Source organism: Pseudomonas sp. NFX5 (assembly GCF_049132125.1).
GTDB lineage: Bacteria > Pseudomonadota > Gammaproteobacteria > Pseudomonadales > Pseudomonadaceae > Aquipseudomonas > Aquipseudomonas marginalis.
The window spans coordinates 612,440-627,242 of the sequence record NZ_JAFMZG010000044.1; the positions used below are offsets into that span (position 1 = coordinate 612,440).

At 62.3% G+C, this 14,803-nt stretch carries 8 protein-coding genes; 6 read left to right on the forward strand and 2 right to left on the reverse strand.

Annotated features, from left to right (window positions below):
- Nucleotides 1-98: 98 nt before the first annotated feature.
- From mexE to J1N02_RS30815, 3 genes are read left to right on the forward strand one after another with little or no spacing between them, the layout of a single operon-like run.
- Nucleotides 99-1,340 carry a multidrug efflux RND transporter periplasmic adaptor subunit MexE gene (gene mexE, locus J1N02_RS30805; protein WP_027605656.1) on the forward strand — a complete coding sequence of 414 codons (1,242 nt, stop codon included), beginning with the start codon at nucleotides 99-101 and terminating at the stop codon, nucleotides 1,338-1,340.
- 15 nt (nucleotides 1,341-1,355) lie between these two features.
- Nucleotides 1,356-4,535, forward strand: coding sequence for an efflux RND transporter permease subunit (locus J1N02_RS30810; RefSeq protein WP_421148225.1), 3,180 nt, complete (start codon nucleotides 1,356-1,358; stop codon nucleotides 4,533-4,535).
- Nucleotides 4,532-5,947 carry an efflux transporter outer membrane subunit gene (locus J1N02_RS30815; protein WP_421148226.1) on the forward strand — a complete coding sequence of 472 codons (1,416 nt, stop codon included), beginning with the start codon at nucleotides 4,532-4,534 and terminating at the stop codon, nucleotides 5,945-5,947. The genes J1N02_RS30810 and J1N02_RS30815 overlap by 4 nt, the downstream gene beginning before the upstream one ends.
- A gap of 331 nt (nucleotides 5,948-6,278) precedes the next feature.
- Here J1N02_RS30815 and J1N02_RS30820 read toward each other — a convergent pair whose 3' ends face one another.
- Both J1N02_RS30820 and J1N02_RS30825 read right to left on the reverse strand, forming a co-directional pair.
- Nucleotides 6,279-10,115 (reverse strand): hypothetical protein, encoded by a 3,837-nt coding sequence (locus J1N02_RS30820; protein WP_421148227.1) that lies wholly within the window; start codon nucleotides 10,113-10,115, stop codon nucleotides 6,279-6,281.
- Between the two features lie 100 nt (nucleotides 10,116-10,215).
- Nucleotides 10,216-11,232: an AraC family transcriptional regulator gene (locus J1N02_RS30825; RefSeq protein WP_169898134.1), complete on the reverse strand. Its 1,017-nt coding sequence runs from the start codon at nucleotides 11,230-11,232 to the stop codon at nucleotides 10,216-10,218.
- 168 nt (nucleotides 11,233-11,400) lie between these two features.
- On the opposite strand from J1N02_RS30825, the gene efeU reads away from it, so the two are divergent.
- From efeU to efeB, 3 genes are read left to right on the forward strand one after another with little or no spacing between them, the layout of a single operon-like run.
- Nucleotides 11,401-12,246, forward strand: a complete 846-nt coding sequence (gene efeU / locus J1N02_RS30830; protein ID WP_027607884.1) for an iron uptake transporter permease EfeU — start codon at nucleotides 11,401-11,403, stop codon at nucleotides 12,244-12,246.
- 10 nt (nucleotides 12,247-12,256) lie between these two features.
- Nucleotides 12,257-13,459, forward strand: coding sequence for an iron uptake system protein EfeO (efeO, locus tag J1N02_RS30835; protein WP_027607885.1), 1,203 nt, complete (start codon nucleotides 12,257-12,259; stop codon nucleotides 13,457-13,459).
- A 14-nt stretch (nucleotides 13,460-13,473) separates the two neighbouring features.
- Nucleotides 13,474-14,778 carry an iron uptake transporter deferrochelatase/peroxidase subunit gene (gene efeB, locus J1N02_RS30840; protein WP_027607886.1) on the forward strand — a complete coding sequence of 435 codons (1,305 nt, stop codon included), beginning with the start codon at nucleotides 13,474-13,476 and terminating at the stop codon, nucleotides 14,776-14,778.
- The last annotated feature ends 25 nt before the right edge of the window (nucleotides 14,779-14,803 follow it).

The window sequence follows — 14,803 nt, forward strand, 5'->3', positions numbered from 1 at the left end:
CATTCCGAATGATAGTTACCTTTGTTTCATTCGATTCGTGACATACCGCCTCGCCGCGCATGATCCGCCCATCTCAAATACATTGGCGGATGCACCTCATGGAACAGTCACTCAAACATTTGCGCTTCCCCCTGGCGATCCTGGCCGTGGTGGTGATGAGCGCGTGCGGCAAGACCCCGGACCAAGCGGCCGCCATGCCACCGGCAAAAGTCAGCGTGGCCAAGGTGCTTGAGCAGCCGGTCAACGAGTGGGATGAATTCACCGGTCGCCTGGAAGCGCCCGAAACCGTACAGATTCGTCCACGGGTGTCTGGCCAGATTGACCAAGTCGCTTTCACCGAAGGCGCCTTGGTCAAGAAAGGCGACCTGCTGTTCCAGATCGACCCGCGTCCGTTCCAGGCCGAAGTGCGCCGCCTGGAAGCCCAACTGGCTCAAACCAAAGCCGCCGCCACCCGCAGCGACAACGAAGCCCAGCGCGGCGAACGCCTGCGCCAGAGCAATGCGATCTCCGCCGAACTGGCCGACTCGCGCACCACCGCCGCCCAGGAAGCTCGCGCCGCCGTCGCCGGGATCCAGGCGCAGTTGGACCTGGCCAAGCTGAACCTGAGCTTCACCCGCGTGACTTCGCCGATCAGCGGCCGCGTCAGCCGTGCCGAAATCACCGCCGGCAACCTGGTGACCGCCGACGTCACCGCGCTGACCAGCGTGGTCTCCACCGACAAGGTCTACGCCTACTTCGACGCCGATGAACGTGTGTACCTCAAGTACACCGAGCTGGCTCGCCAAGGCCGCCGTGGTGCCACCACCCCGGTGTACCTGGGCCTGTCGAATGAAACCGGTAACCCGCACCTCGGCCAGATGAACTTCGTCGACAACCAGGTCAACCCGGCCACCGGCACCATCCGTGGGCGCGCCGTGTTCGATAACAGCAAGGGCGAATACACCCCTGGCCTGTATGCGCGCCTGAAGCTGGTCGGCAGCGGCACCTACTCCGCCGTGCTGATCAACGACGAGGCCGTCGGCACCGACCTGGGCAAGAAGTTCGTGCTGGTGATGGAAGGCGACAAGCCGGCGTATCGCGCGGTGGAACTGGGGCCGAAGATCGAAGGCCTGCGCATCGTGCGCAGCGGCCTGAACAAGGACGACACCATTATCGTCAAGGGCCTGCAACGCGCGCGCCCCGGCTCGCCGGTCGCCCCGGAAACCATTCCGATGGCCAGCAAGGAAACCCTCGCCGCCTTGGCCCAACAACGACAAGCGCTTGAAGCCAGCAACCTGGAGCAAGTGGCGCCGGAAAAAACCGCGCCCAAGCTCGCAGCCGTTGCGTCTCCACGCGGTTAAGGGATACGACTCAAGATGAATTTTTCCAAGTTCTTCATTTCACGGCCGATCTTCGCAGCGGTGCTGTCGCTGCTGATCCTGATCGCCGGTGCGATCTCGCTGTTCCAATTGCCGATCAGCGAATACCCGGAAGTCGTGCCGCCGACCGTGGTGGTACGCGCCAACTTCCCGGGCGCCAACCCCAAGGTCATCGGTGAAACCGTGGCCGCGCCGCTGGAGCAAGCCATCACCGGCGTCGAGGGCATGCTGTACATGTCCTCGCAATCGACGGCCGACGGCAAGCTGACCCTGACCATCACCTTCGCCCTGGGCACCGACCTGGACAATGCGCAGGTGCAGGTGCAAAACCGGGTGACACGGACTCAGCCAAAACTGCCTGAGGAAGTGACGCGCATCGGTATCACCGTGGACAAGGCCTCCCCCGACCTGACCATGGTGGTGCACTTGACCTCCCCGGATCAGCGCTACGACATGCTGTACCTGTCCAACTACGCGATCCTCAATATCAAGGATGAACTGGCCCGCCTGGGCGGCGTCGGCGACGTGCAGTTGTTCGGCATGGGCGACTACTCCCTGCGTGTCTGGCTGGATCCGAACAAGACCGCCTCGCGCAACCTGACTGCGACCGATGTGGTCACCGCGATCCGCGAGCAGAACCGCCAGGTGGCAGCCGGTGCCCTGGGCGCCCAGCCTGCACCGTCGGACACCAGCTTCCAGTTGTCGGTGAACACCCAGGGCCGCCTGGTCACCGAGGAAGAGTTCGAGAACATTGTGATCCGCGCCGGCGCCAACGGTGAAATCACGCGCCTCAGGGACATCGCCCGGGTCGAGTTGGGGTCGAGCCAATACGCGCTGCGCTCGCTGATCGATAACCAGCCGGCCGTCGCAATTCCGATTTTCCAACGCCCCGGCTCCAATGCCATCGACATCTCCAACGATGTGCGCGCCAAGATGGCCGAGCTGAAAAAGAGCTTCCCGGCCGGCATGGATTACCGCATCGCCTATGACCCGACGATCTTTGTGCGCGGTTCCATCGAAGCGGTGGTGCACACCCTGTTCGAAGCGCTGATCCTTGTGGTGCTGGTGGTGATCCTGTTCCTGCAGACCTGGCGCGCCTCGATCATTCCGTTGGTGGCGGTGCCGGTCTCGTTGATCGGGACCTTTGCGGTGATGCACCTGTTCGGGTTCTCGCTCAACGCGCTGTCGCTGTTCGGATTGGTACTGGCCATCGGTATCGTGGTGGACGACGCCATCGTGGTGGTGGAGAACGTCGAACGTAATATCGAGCTGGGCCTGGAGCCATTCCCGGCAACTGAAAAAGCCATGAACGAAGTGACCGGCCCGATCATCGCCACGGCGCTGGTGCTGTGTGCGGTGTTCATTCCAGCGGCGTTTATCAGTGGCTTGACCGGGCAGTTCTACAAACAGTTCGCCTTGACCATTGCGATCTCGACGGTGATCTCGGCGTTTAACTCGCTGACCCTGTCCCCTGCCCTGGCCGCCGTGTTGCTGCGCGGTCACGATGCACCGAAGGATCGTTTCTCGAAGGTCCTCGACAAGCTCCTCGGTGGCTGGCTGTTCCGTCCCTTCAACCGCTTTTTCGAAAAGTCTAGCCATGGCTACGTGGGTACCGTACGCCGGGTGATTCGCGGCACGGGCATTGCCCTGTTCGTGTACGCCGGCCTGATGGTGCTGACCTTCTTCGGGTTTGCCCACACCCCGACCGGTTTCGTACCGGCCCAGGACAAGCAATATCTGGTGGCCTTCGCCCAACTGCCCGATGCTGCGAGCCTGGACCGCACCGAAAACGTGATGAAGCGCATGTCGGAGATCGCCCTGAAGCAGCCCGGTGTGGAAGCTGCGATTGCGTTCCCTGGCCTGTCGATCAACGGGTTCACCAACAGCCCGAACAGCGGCATCGTGTTCGTGACCTTGAAGCCGTTCGATGAGCGTAAAGACCCGAGCATGTCCGCCGGTGCGATTGCCGGTGCGCTGAACGGCCAATACGCCAACATCGAAGAAGCCTACATGGCGATCTTCCCACCGCCGCCGGTACAGGGCCTGGGCACCATCGGCGGGTTCCGCCTGCAGATCGAAGACCGTGGCAACCTCGGCTATGACGAGCTGTACAAAGAAGTGCAGAACGTCATCACCAAGAGCCGTGGCGTGCCCGAGTTGTTCGGCCTGTTCACCAGCTACACGGTCAACGTGCCCCAAGTCGATGCCGCCATCGACCGCGAAAAGGCCAAGACCCACGGCGTGGCGATCAGCGACATCTTCGACACCCTGCAGGTCTACCTGGGTTCCTTGTATGCCAACGACTTCAACCGCTTCGGGCGTACCTACCAGGTCAACGTGCAGGCTGAACAACAGTTCCGCCAGGACGCCGACCAGATCGGCCAGCTGAAAGTACGCAACAACAAGGGCGAGATGATCCCGCTGGCGACCTTTATCAAGGTCAGCGACACCTCGGGGCCGGACCGCGTGATGCACTACAACGGCTTTATCACCGCTGAAATCAACGGCAACGCGGCACCGGGCTACAGCTCCGGCCAGGCCCAGGCGGCGATTGAAAAACTGTTGAAGGATGAACTGCCCAACGGCATGACTTACGAGTGGACCGACCTGACCTATCAGCAAATCCTCTCGGGCAACACCGCGCTGTTCGTGTTCCCGCTCTGCGTACTGCTGGCGTTCCTGGTCCTGGCCGCCCAATACGAAAGCTGGAGCCTGCCGCTGGCGGTGATCCTGATCGTCCCGATGACGCTGCTGTCGGCCATTACCGGGGTAATCATCTCGGGTAGCGACAACAACATCTTCACCCAGATCGGCCTGATCGTACTGGTGGGCCTGGCGTGCAAGAACGCGATTCTGATCGTCGAGTTCGCCAAGGACAAACAGCAGGAAGGCCTCGACCCGCTCGCTGCGGTACTGGAAGCCTGCCGCCTGCGTCTGCGGCCGATCCTGATGACCTCGTTCGCCTTCATCATGGGTGTGGTGCCACTGGTGTTGTCCAGCGGCGCCGGTGCCGAGATGCGTCATGCCATGGGCGTGGCGGTGTTCTCCGGGATGATCGGGGTGACCTTCTTCGGTCTGTTGCTGACACCAGTGTTCTACGTACTGATCCGTCGCTATGTGGAGCGCAGCGAAGCGCGCAAAGCGGCCAAGGCCTTGAAGCTGGAGACACAGCAATGAGTGTGAAAGTATTCCTGCCGAGCTTGCTGGTCCTGGCGCTGAGCGCCTGTGCCGTGGGCCCGGACTACAAGACCCAGACCCCGGAGGCGGCGAACATCACCGCCGCCGCGGACGCCAAGCAGTATGACCACGCCAAGTTCGAAGGCATCTGGTGGCAGCAGTTCGACGACCCGACCCTCAACCAGCTGGTCACGCAATCGCTGCAAGGTAACCGTGATCTGCGCGTGGCGTTTGCCCGTCTGCGTGCTGCCCGTGCAATCCGCGATGACGCCAGCAATGACGCCATGCCGACGATTACCAGCCGCGTCAGCAGCGACCAGGGCAAGGGCCAGATCCCCGGCCAGACCACCAACCGGGTCAAGACCGAGCGGTACGACCTGGGCCTGGACATGGCCTGGGAACTGGACCTGTTCGGGCGCATCCAGCGCAACCTGGAAGCCACCGATGCCGACCAGCAAGCCGCCGAGGCCGACCTGTACCAACTGCAAGTCACCCTGATTGCCGAACTGGTGGACGCCTACGGTCAACTGCGCGGCGCGCAACTGCGTGAACGCATCGCCCTCGACAACCTGAAGAACCAGCAGGACTCACGCACCATCACCGTCAGCCTGCGGGATGCCGGCGTGGGTGACCAACTCGACGTGGAGCGCGCCGACGCACGCCTCGCCGCAGTGGAAGCCAGCGTGCCGCAACTGCAGGCCGAACAGGTGCGTGAGCGTAACCGCATCGCCACCCTCCTCGGCCAGCGTCCCGACAAGCTGAGCGTGGACCTGAGCCCGAAAGACCTGCCGGCGATTGCCAAGGCGTTGCCGATCGGCGACCCGGGGCAACTGCTGCAACGGCGCCCGGACATCCTCAGCGCCGAACGCAAACTGGCCGCCGCCACCGCGCGTATCGGCGTGGCCAAGGCCGACCTGTTCCCACGGGTCAGCCTCAGCGGGTTCCTCGGCTTCACCGCCGGGCGCGGTTCGCAGATCGGCTCATCCGCCGCGAATGCCTGGGCCCTGGGCCCGAGCATCACCTGGGCCGCCTTCGACCTGGGCAGCGTACGCGCCCGTCTGCGGGGTGCAGACGCCGAAGCCGATGGCGCCCTGGCGACCTACGAGCAGCAAGTACTGCTGGCGCTGGAAGAGTCCGAAAATGCCTTCAGCGATTACGGCAAGCGTCAGCAACGCCTGGTCTCGCTGATCCGCCAAAGCGAATCCAGCCGCGCCGCCGCCGACCTCGCCGCGATCCGCTACCGCGAAGGCACCGTGGACTTCCTCGTCCTGCTCGACGCGCAACGTGAGCGTCTGGCCGCCGAAGATTCCCAGGCCCAGGCCGAAGTGGACCTGTATCGCGGGATTGTGGCGATCTACAAGGCGCTGGGGGGTGGCTGGAAGCCGGACACCGTCGTGGCGACTGCCCAGTAACGTAAAGAGCTCCTTTGGTTGGTCGCATCCAGCCAATTTTTAGCCCCGTGGCCTATTTGGTCATGGGGCTTTTTTTTGTTTAATGCCTCAGCCACCTAGTAACGCTCAGCTGAGATGTCGTGATTTTACCGGGCGAATTTGCCGGCTATTTTTCACTTTAGGAAATCGGCTACGCGGCGAATTCCAAAATATGTCAGTTAGAGCTCATAGAGGGAGCGACTGGGTAACCGTATTGATAAGGCTGGGCGCATCACGCCATTCCCAGTTGCCCGGCAAAGCTGATCTGCGGCTCAGACAATCCGTCTTTCCCCAGTGCATTCAAACATGCGCTTCAGTGCCACTTGAACACCTCTTGAACGACATCGCTGACAGACCGTGGAGCGTGAGGCCCGTGCCTCCCAGGCCGGGGGACCCGCTCCAGCACCTGGACGATGTTGCCCGTCTGGTCGTGGCGCATCAGTACAAAGCGCGGCAAAGGAGCGCTGCTGACTGCACGCTTGCGAATAATCCTGACGGGCAATTGTTCGGTAATTACACCACCTGTGGCCTTGGCCTTGTCCAGCGCCTGTTGAATCGCTTTCACATTTTCCTCGTACAAGGGCCGGTTGTTTTTAGCCTGGTCCAGCAACGCAATGCCGAACAGGGTCGAATCGGCGTTATGCGCCTGGGGCGCCTTGGCGAACAAGCTCAAGGTCGCCTCCTTCACCTCGTCACCCAAGTGGCGAAAGTGCTTGGGGTCCGTGGTGTTCCCCAGGTTGAGCAGGTCTGCAATGTCCTCGCGTCCGCCTTTGATCGCGCCGGAATAGACATAATCCTCATCACCGGGAAAACCATGGGCCTGCTCATGGATCAGTGTGTTGGCCATGGCATCGTCGCTACTCCCCATGCTGCGGTAATAGTCCGTGGCGCCGTTCACATTCACCTCTATGTATTTTTCCTGGCGATAGCCTGCTTTGTAACGGCTATAGGACGACGGCAGGAGCTGGGCCTGCCACTCCGAGCCTTCGTTTTCGAGGAAGTTGATGTTGGAAAGATCCAGCTTGTCCAAGTCCACTTTCATGGTGCGCTGCTTGCGTGTAAAGGCAGCCACGACCTCCTCGGAATCCGCGCCGAAGAAGGTTTTGCACACGAATTTGAGGTCTTTCTCGAACTCAGGATCAGACAACGCACTCAAGGCACCATGGAGTCGCTCCCGGGCGATGGGCAGTGCTCGTTCAATGGCTTGGCGGCTTTGCTCAAGAGGGCTTGTCGCGGCGGGCGCTTCGGCGGTCTCCAGGGTGGGCAGTCGAGCCGGGGCGTGCGGACGCGGTTGCTCACCGTCAACGGAAGGCCTGCGCATTTTCCGGGGACGCTCGGTGGCAAAAGGCGGCGCGCCCAGTTGCTCCTTCATCGCGGTCTTCCAGGTCGCACGGAGCTCCCCCAGCGGCCTGCCAAGACGAAAAACAGGGCGGCTGCTCAACCATTCGTAGCCTGCCTGTAACGGCTGCTCCAAACCCGCAACAGGGTTGAACAGGTTATTGCTCAGCGCACCAAACGCTCTGGTGGCCGCCGACATCTTGGACAAGGCAGTCTCTGCCCGACTGACAGCCTGCGCCCCTTCCACAACCTCGCCAGCGACCACGGAGCCAATCATCACGGCGTCGAGCGCACAGCCGGTGAGCGCGCCCAGCTCGGTCTTCACGCGCCCGGAGGCGATGTCGTCGTAGCATCCCTTGAACGGAATAAGCAGGTCTTCAATGGTCTTGACCGCTTCCTGCGTGCGCGCCTCGAAACGCTCACGCGGCGTCGTGCCCATGGCGGAGTCCAGGAGTTCCTGGCGATTGAGCACCAGGTCATGGCGCCGCACATAGGCGGCAAAATCCCTGGTTTTCTGCGAAAAGTATCCGCCGTCTGCCAATGATCCGCGCCCGCTGCCGGCCGGCAGGGTCTCGCGCAGGGCGCGTATCTGTACCTGGGACTCCCTGGCCCCATGGCCGTCCGCGTGGGATTGCAGTTTCGTCACCCACACACGGGGCACCTGCGCTTCGCCTCGGGCCAGTGCCTTGAGGAAATCGGGACGCTCGAAGTACTCGCCCCTCAAGGGCCAAAACTCAAAACATTTCGCATTGTCACCCTGTCCCGCCTGAACGATAAAACCATAGCGCCCCTTTACCCGCTCCGTTTGTTCCGCCGCACCGCTGATGGTCTTTCCTTCGGCGGTGATGGACTCGCCCTCGACCCGGTAAAACGTCAGTTCTTCTCGCTCCAGCAGCTGTCGGTCCTGATAGGGCATTTTGCTGAACAGGTCCTTGAGACGTGTGGTGATGGCTGAGGTGAACGTGTCGACCTCCGACTTTACCGAGCGGTCGAGCATGTCTTTGGTAAACCGAAGCCGATTAAAACCCGCCTGCAGGTCGGCGAGCTCTCTACCTATGTCTGCCGTAGTCCCGCCAAAGGGGCCGTTGGCCACTTTTTGCGCATACCCACCGTTCTTCAACGCCCCCATCATATGCAGGTCGATCAAGCTCAATTCATGGGAGGGATCAGCCATGAAAAAAGGCATCGGATAGGTATCTCTCTGCACGGGCTTATCCAAGTCCCGCCCTGGGAACACCGCCTTGAGGTCCGCCTGGGCCAAGGCTCTGCGCGTCACGGGAGGGGTCTGCAGGACCGCAGTGGCCTTTTGAGTGGTCTCGATATAGTCCTTGTATTTGCCCGCGCTCTTGCGCAGATCTTCCACGGTGTAACGGTCATCGGCACGGCCCGCGATCACGCCATTGAGCACGCCCCAATCCAGCAACGGATCTGCCTCGGCCGCCTGGAACAACGGCACCAGTGCGGGTGTTGGAGGCTGGAGAGCCGCGCGCTCCAGCACTTGAGCATAGGTCAGGGTCCGACTCGATCCTGGCGCGTGGGCTTCAAGCAGGGCAACGGTTTTCCTCAACACCAGCCAGGCGGGAGAACCGATATGCACGGTGTCGGGGATATCCCGCACCAGAAACTCCGGCGCGACAGTCGCCAGGAATAGATGGCTGACAACCTCCACGGCGTCCGGACTCACGCCTTTGCGGTGCACCAGGTGCATGTGCAGGTCTTCGCGGGCATCGGCCATCTTGAGCCCGGCATTTTGCAGCGAGTACAGGTCATACCCCGCCACGTGATTTCTCTGCTGCCCCAGGTGCGGATCAATACGCAACAGATGGGCGGTAACCTGCAACTGATTGAGCTGCTGTTTGCGCCAACCATCGTGGGGAGCGTTCAGCCCTTCCAGCAAGCGGTGCTGGCGGTACACATTGAGATTCTTCTGGCTGCGTAACCGCCCAAGGATGTGCGCATCGACGTCTCCGGAAAGAGGCGGCTGCTTATCCAGCCACTGCGGGCCGACGAAGCGTTCAAAGGACCCAACCAGCGTTTGGCGGTCTTGCTGGCTGAGTTTCAGCGGCGAGTCCAGCGCCAGCCAGGGCCCGGTATAGTTGCCCATCGGCGGGCTGGAGGGAAGCGGATGGCGCTGCCAGCCAATCAGGTTGCGAATGACCTTGGCCGAGCGCGGGACATCCTGCCCGTCGGCGTTGGGCAGCGTCACGCGCAGCATCTGCAATGCATCGACTTCGCCCGTGGAGTGCAGAATATGTCCGGTGGTTCGCGCCATGTCCAACAGCGTGTCGAAGCGTTTCTTCAAGCCTGGCCGGGCGGATACAGAGTCGCTCAAATCGATCCAGCGCCCTGCACTGTCCAATACCTCTAAGCGTCCATCGAAGATGCGTAGATGGGCAGTCTGGCTGTCGATTCCATATTTTTCCAAGGCCGCCTGCATGCCGGGACGATTTGCCAAAGCGGCCAGGGCCTTGCGCCCACGCTGTACATCGGTCGCCAGCGTGGATCTCGTGACGCTTGAAAAGCGGATCTCGGCGAGGTCGATAGTGTCCTGATCCGCCTTGCCCTGCACGTGGTGCTCCAGGGCAGCGATCCAGCGTTCCTTATTTCTGGCTTCCAGTATCGCCGTGTCGAGCAGGGCTTGCGAAAAATCGCTGATGCCCTGCAATTGGCCTGGAATGTGATGAACCAGTGTCGAAGGGCGCAGCAAAGGCTCCGGACGGATGACCTCTGGGGAACGATCTGGCTGAATCCCGGCGGCCGTGGATGGCAAACCCACTGCAACAGGTTCAGGCGTAGCAACGACCTTGGACATCAGGAGAACTCGCTTTCACGATTGAAGAGTGTCTACCCTGCCCCGGAACACGAATGGATGGGATCAGAAAAGTCCTGGCCGCCAGCAGCCTGTGCGCGACTCAACGAGGTTCCCCCAGGATCAAACTGCGGTAATGCCCAGGATTGGACCCCACCCACTTGCGAAACGCCTTATAAAACGAACTGGTATCGGCAAACCCCAACCGCGCCGCGATCTCGGCAAAGCTGATCTGCGGTTCGGCCAGCCAGACAATCGCCAACTCCTTGCGCACGCTGTCCTTGAGTCCCTGGTAGCTCTGCCCTTCTTCCGCCAGGCGGCGGCGCAGCGTGGAAGCGGAGATACACAGCGTGGCCGCAAGGCCCTCGGTCTCAGGCCAGGTGTCGGGAGGCATTTGCCGCAGGTCGTGCTTGATGCGTGTAGCCAGGCTGTCGGGGTTGCGGTATTTGACCAGGATGTTGGCCGGCGCATGGGCGAGGAAGCGCTTGAGTTCTTCCGGGCTGCGCTTGATCGGCAGGTCGAGGCAGTCGGCGGAGAAGATCATCCGCGTGCGTGGCCGATCAAAACGCAGGTTGTCGGAAAACATCACCTGGTAGTCATCGCAAAAGTCCGGCTGCGGGCAGCGCAGTTCGATGGCCAGGATCGGGATGCGCCGGCCTGCCAGCCAGCAGGCGACGCCGTGCACGATCATCCAGTAGGTGAAATAGGTGAATGCGCGCTTGGGCGCTGGCTCGGGTTCTTGCAACACAATTTCCGCCAGGCTCTGTTGGCGCACCAGCTGGGCTGGCAGGTGTTCCAGCATCAGCGAGAGGAACCCCAGGCCGGTGTGCAGGCCCGATGCCAGGCTGGGCTGTGCAATGGCGGCGCGACAAAGGAACTCGAGGCTACCGGACTTGAGCTTGCGCGGGTCCATGCCGAAGAACTCATCGTCCATGCGCCTGGCCAGCAGACGCCACAAACGGGCGTAGGCGGTGGCCGGAACGCGGGCCACGGGCTGTTCCAGCAATGCCGGCTCGATCCCGACCTTGCTCAAGGCTTCGACGGTGGCCGGCCCCGGTGCGCAGCTCTGCAACAAGGCCTCGCGCACGAGATGGATGGAGATGGTGTCTTTTTCCGACATGGGAGGTTGGGCAATCCGGCGGCTCTCGAGATGCCGTGCATCATAAGGTGGGTTGCGATTCGCCACCACCGTTCAGCCATTGTTCAGCAAACGTCAAGTTTTCCTGTTTAGCAATGAGTATCATTATGTTACAACTTAGCCTCCTATCTACTTAAGCTGCGGTGCCCGATGCTTGTTCCCTTTTTAATCATGCTGCGCGAAGGCATTGAGGCCGCGCTGATCGTCGGCATCATCGCCAGTTACCTGCAACAAACCGGCCGCGGCCAGTGGATGCCCGCCGTGTGGATCGGCGTGTTCCTCGCCGCGGCCCTGGCCTTGCTGGTGGGCGGTGGCCTGGAACTGGTCAGTGCCGAGTTTCCGCAGAAGCAGCAGGAATTGTTCGAAGGCATCGTCGGCCTGGTCGCCGTGGGCATCCTCAGCTCCATGGTGTTCTGGATGCGCAAGGTCGCGCGCTCCATCAAGCATTCGTTGCACGCCTCCCTTGACCAGGCGTTGACCGGTTCCAAACACCAGGTCACGGCGTTGATCCTCATGGTGTTCTTCGCCGTCGCTCGTGAAGGCCTGGAAACCGTGTTCTTCCTGCTGGCGGTGTTCCAACAGAGCGAAGGCCCAGGCGCACCGATTGGCGCCCTGCTCGGCCTGGTCCTGGCGATCATCGTCGGCTTCCTGATCTACACCGGCAGCATGCGCCTGAACCTCGGTGCATTTTTCCGCTGGACCGGCCTGTTCATCCTCGTGGTCGCCGCCGGCATCCTCGCCAACTCGGTGCAAGCCCTGCATGAAGCGGGCGTGTGGAACCACTGGCAGACCGTGCTGTTCGATTTCAGCGCCGAGCTGCCGATGGACAGCCCGCTCGGTTCGGTACTGGCCGGCATGTTCGGCTATCAGGAAGCGCCGACCGTCAGCACCCTGGGCGCCTATCTGATGTATCTGGTGGTGGCGCTGGTGATGTTTTTCCTGCCCGCGGCACCGCCCAAGCCTGCCGCCAGCCCTTCTTCCGTTTCCAGCCAGTAAGGACCGTCTCTTGTCCAACCCAACGCCTCAACCCGCTTCGCCCCCCCGCGCCCTGCGCTGGGCGGTAGCCGGCTCGGTGGTCGTGATGATCGCCGCCGGTGGCCTGTTCTATTACGCCTCGCAACTGGCGGCCAGCAAGCGCCAGACCAACCACGATGAAATCGCCGTGACCATCCATGGGCATGCCTGCGAGCCCAATGCACTGACGGTGCCGGCCGGCCGTGCGAGCTTTCGCATCATCAACCGCTCTGACCGGGCGGTGGAGTGGGAAATCCTCGACGGCGTGCTGGTGGTCGAAGAGCGCGAAAACATCGCCCCCGGCCTGAGCCAGGTGATCAACGCCAACCTGCTGCCAGGCGACTATGCAATTACCTGCGGCCTGCTGAGCAACCCGCGCGGCACCCTGCATGTGACGCCGACGGCTGAGTCCGACGCCCAGGCCAAGGCCAAGCCGTCGATGGTGGCGTTTATCGGCCCGCTGTCGGAGTTTCGCGTGTACCTGAGCAGCCAGGGCAGTGCCCTGGTCAAGGCCGTGACCGCCCTGCAACAGGCGATCGACGCCGGTGACCTGGCTCAGGCGCAAGCGCTGTACGTGCCGGCCCGTGAGGCTTACCAACGCCTGGCCCCGGCCTCGCAGCGCCTGGCCGAGCTGGACAACGCCATCAACGCCCGGGCCGATTACTTTGAAAAACGTGAGCAAGACCCGGCCTTCAGCGGCTTCCATCGCCTCGAATACAGCCTGTTCCAGCAACGCAGCCTTGATGGCCTGGGGCCGATTGCGCAGCGCCTGGTCACCGATGTCACCCGCCTCAAACAGCAGTTGCTGGCGCAGTCACTGCCGCCGGAACAACTGGTGAGCATCGTGGTGCGCAACCTCAACAGCCTGGCGGATGTACGCGCCATCAGCGGTGAAGAAGAGCGCTACAGCCATGTCGACCTTAATGGTTTCGCCGCCAACCTGGAGGCCGCGCACAAGGTGGTCGAACTGATGCGTCCGCTGCTGACCAAGTCCGCCGCCGACCTGCTGCCGACAGTCGACAGCGCCCTCGCCGCCTTCGATGCCGAGCTCCAGGGTTTCAAGCTCGATAAGGGCTACGCCACGTATGACAGCGTTACCGCCGATCAGCGCAAGCAGATCGCCGACAAGGCCAAGGCTCTGGCCGCCGCACTCGATGGAATCGACCCCGCCCTTGGCCTTTCCGGCCTGCAGTGAAGACGACCGCACACATGAGTGATTCAGAACAGTTTTCAGCACAACGTCGCCGTGTCCTCCTGGGCATGGCCGCCACCGGTGCCGCCATTGCCGGCAGCACCCTGACCTGCCCGGCCATGGCGGCCGCCGCCGAGCAAGTCACCACCGCACCGCGCAGCGACAAGACCCAGGACCACCACGATTTTTTCGGCCAGCACCAGAGCGGCATCGTCACCCCACGCCCGGCCTGCGGCATGCTCGTGGCGTTCGACGTCCTGGCCAGCGACCGCGAAGACCTGGAGCGCCTGTTCCGCACCTTGAACGAACGCATCGGCTTCCTGATGACCGGCGGCACCGTACCCCAGGTCGACCCGAAGCTGCCGCCCACCGATTCCGGCATCCTCGGCCCGGTGGTCACGCCGGATAACCTGACCATCACCGTGTCCGTCGGCGCATCGTTGTTCGATGAGCGCTTCGGCCTGGCCGCCGTCAAACCCAAGCGCCTGATCCGCATGGTGGGCTTCCCCAACGATGCGCTGGAACCGGCGCAGTGCCACGGCGACCTGAGCCTGCAATTCAGCTCCAACACCCCGGACACCAATATCCACGCCCTGCGCGACATCGTGAAAAACCTGCCCGACCTGCTGCTGGTGCGCTGGAAGCAGGAAGGCAGCGTGCCGCCCCAGGCACCGGCCAAACCCGGCGAACCGGCACAAAGCGCGCGCAACTTCCTGGGTTTCCGCGACGGCTCGGCCAACCCCAACTCCAACGACAACAAGGCCATGGACCAGATTGTGTGGGTCCAACCCGGCAGCGACGAACCGAGCTGGGCGGCCCATGGCAGCTACCAGGCGGTGCGCATCATCCGCAACTTCGTCGAACGCTGGGACCGCACGCCCCTGCAGGAGCAGGAAAGCATCATCGGCCGTGTGAAGACCAGCGGCGCGCCCATGGATGGCCAGAAAGAATCCCAGGTGCCCGACTACAGCAAGGACCCGGAAGGCAAGCTGACCAAGCTCGATGCCCATATCCGCCTGGCCAACCCGCGCACCCCGCAGACCCAGGCCAACCTGATCCTGCGTCGGCCGTTCAACTACTCCAACGGCGTCAATAAAAACGGTCAGCTGGACATGGGGCTGTTGTTCATCTGCTACCAGGCTGACCTGGAGAAAGGCTTTATCAGCGTGCAAACCCGGCTCAACGGCGAACCCCTGGAGGAATACCTCAAGCCGGTCGGCGGCGGGTATTTCTTCACCTTGCCGGGGGTCACCGGACCTAAGGATTTCATCGGGCGCACGCTGCTCGCTGCAACGCCTTTTCAAACCACTGCCCACACCTAAAACAAACCAGAGCGGAACACGTCCC

What these genes read in the sequence shown, in the direction of transcription:
- mexE (WP_027605656.1), top strand. Translation starts at nt 99, where the DNA reads ATGGAACAGTCACTCAAACATTTGCGCTTCCCCCTGGCGATCCTGGCC.
- J1N02_RS30810 (WP_421148225.1), top strand. Translation starts at nt 1,356, where the DNA reads ATGAATTTTTCCAAGTTCTTCATTTCACGGCCGATCTTCGCAGCGGTG.
- J1N02_RS30815 (WP_421148226.1), top strand. Translation starts at nt 4,532, where the DNA reads ATGAGTGTGAAAGTATTCCTGCCGAGCTTGCTGGTCCTGGCGCTGAGC.
- J1N02_RS30820 (WP_421148227.1), bottom strand. Translation starts at nt 10,115, where the DNA reads ATGTCCAAGGTCGTTGCTACGCCTGAACCTGTTGCAGTGGGTTTGCCA.
- J1N02_RS30825 (WP_169898134.1), bottom strand. Translation starts at nt 11,232, where the DNA reads ATGTCGGAAAAAGACACCATCTCCATCCATCTCGTGCGCGAGGCCTTG.
- efeU (WP_027607884.1), top strand. Translation starts at nt 11,401, where the DNA reads ATGCTTGTTCCCTTTTTAATCATGCTGCGCGAAGGCATTGAGGCCGCG.
- efeB (WP_027607886.1), top strand. Translation starts at nt 13,474, where the DNA reads ATGAGTGATTCAGAACAGTTTTCAGCACAACGTCGCCGTGTCCTCCTG.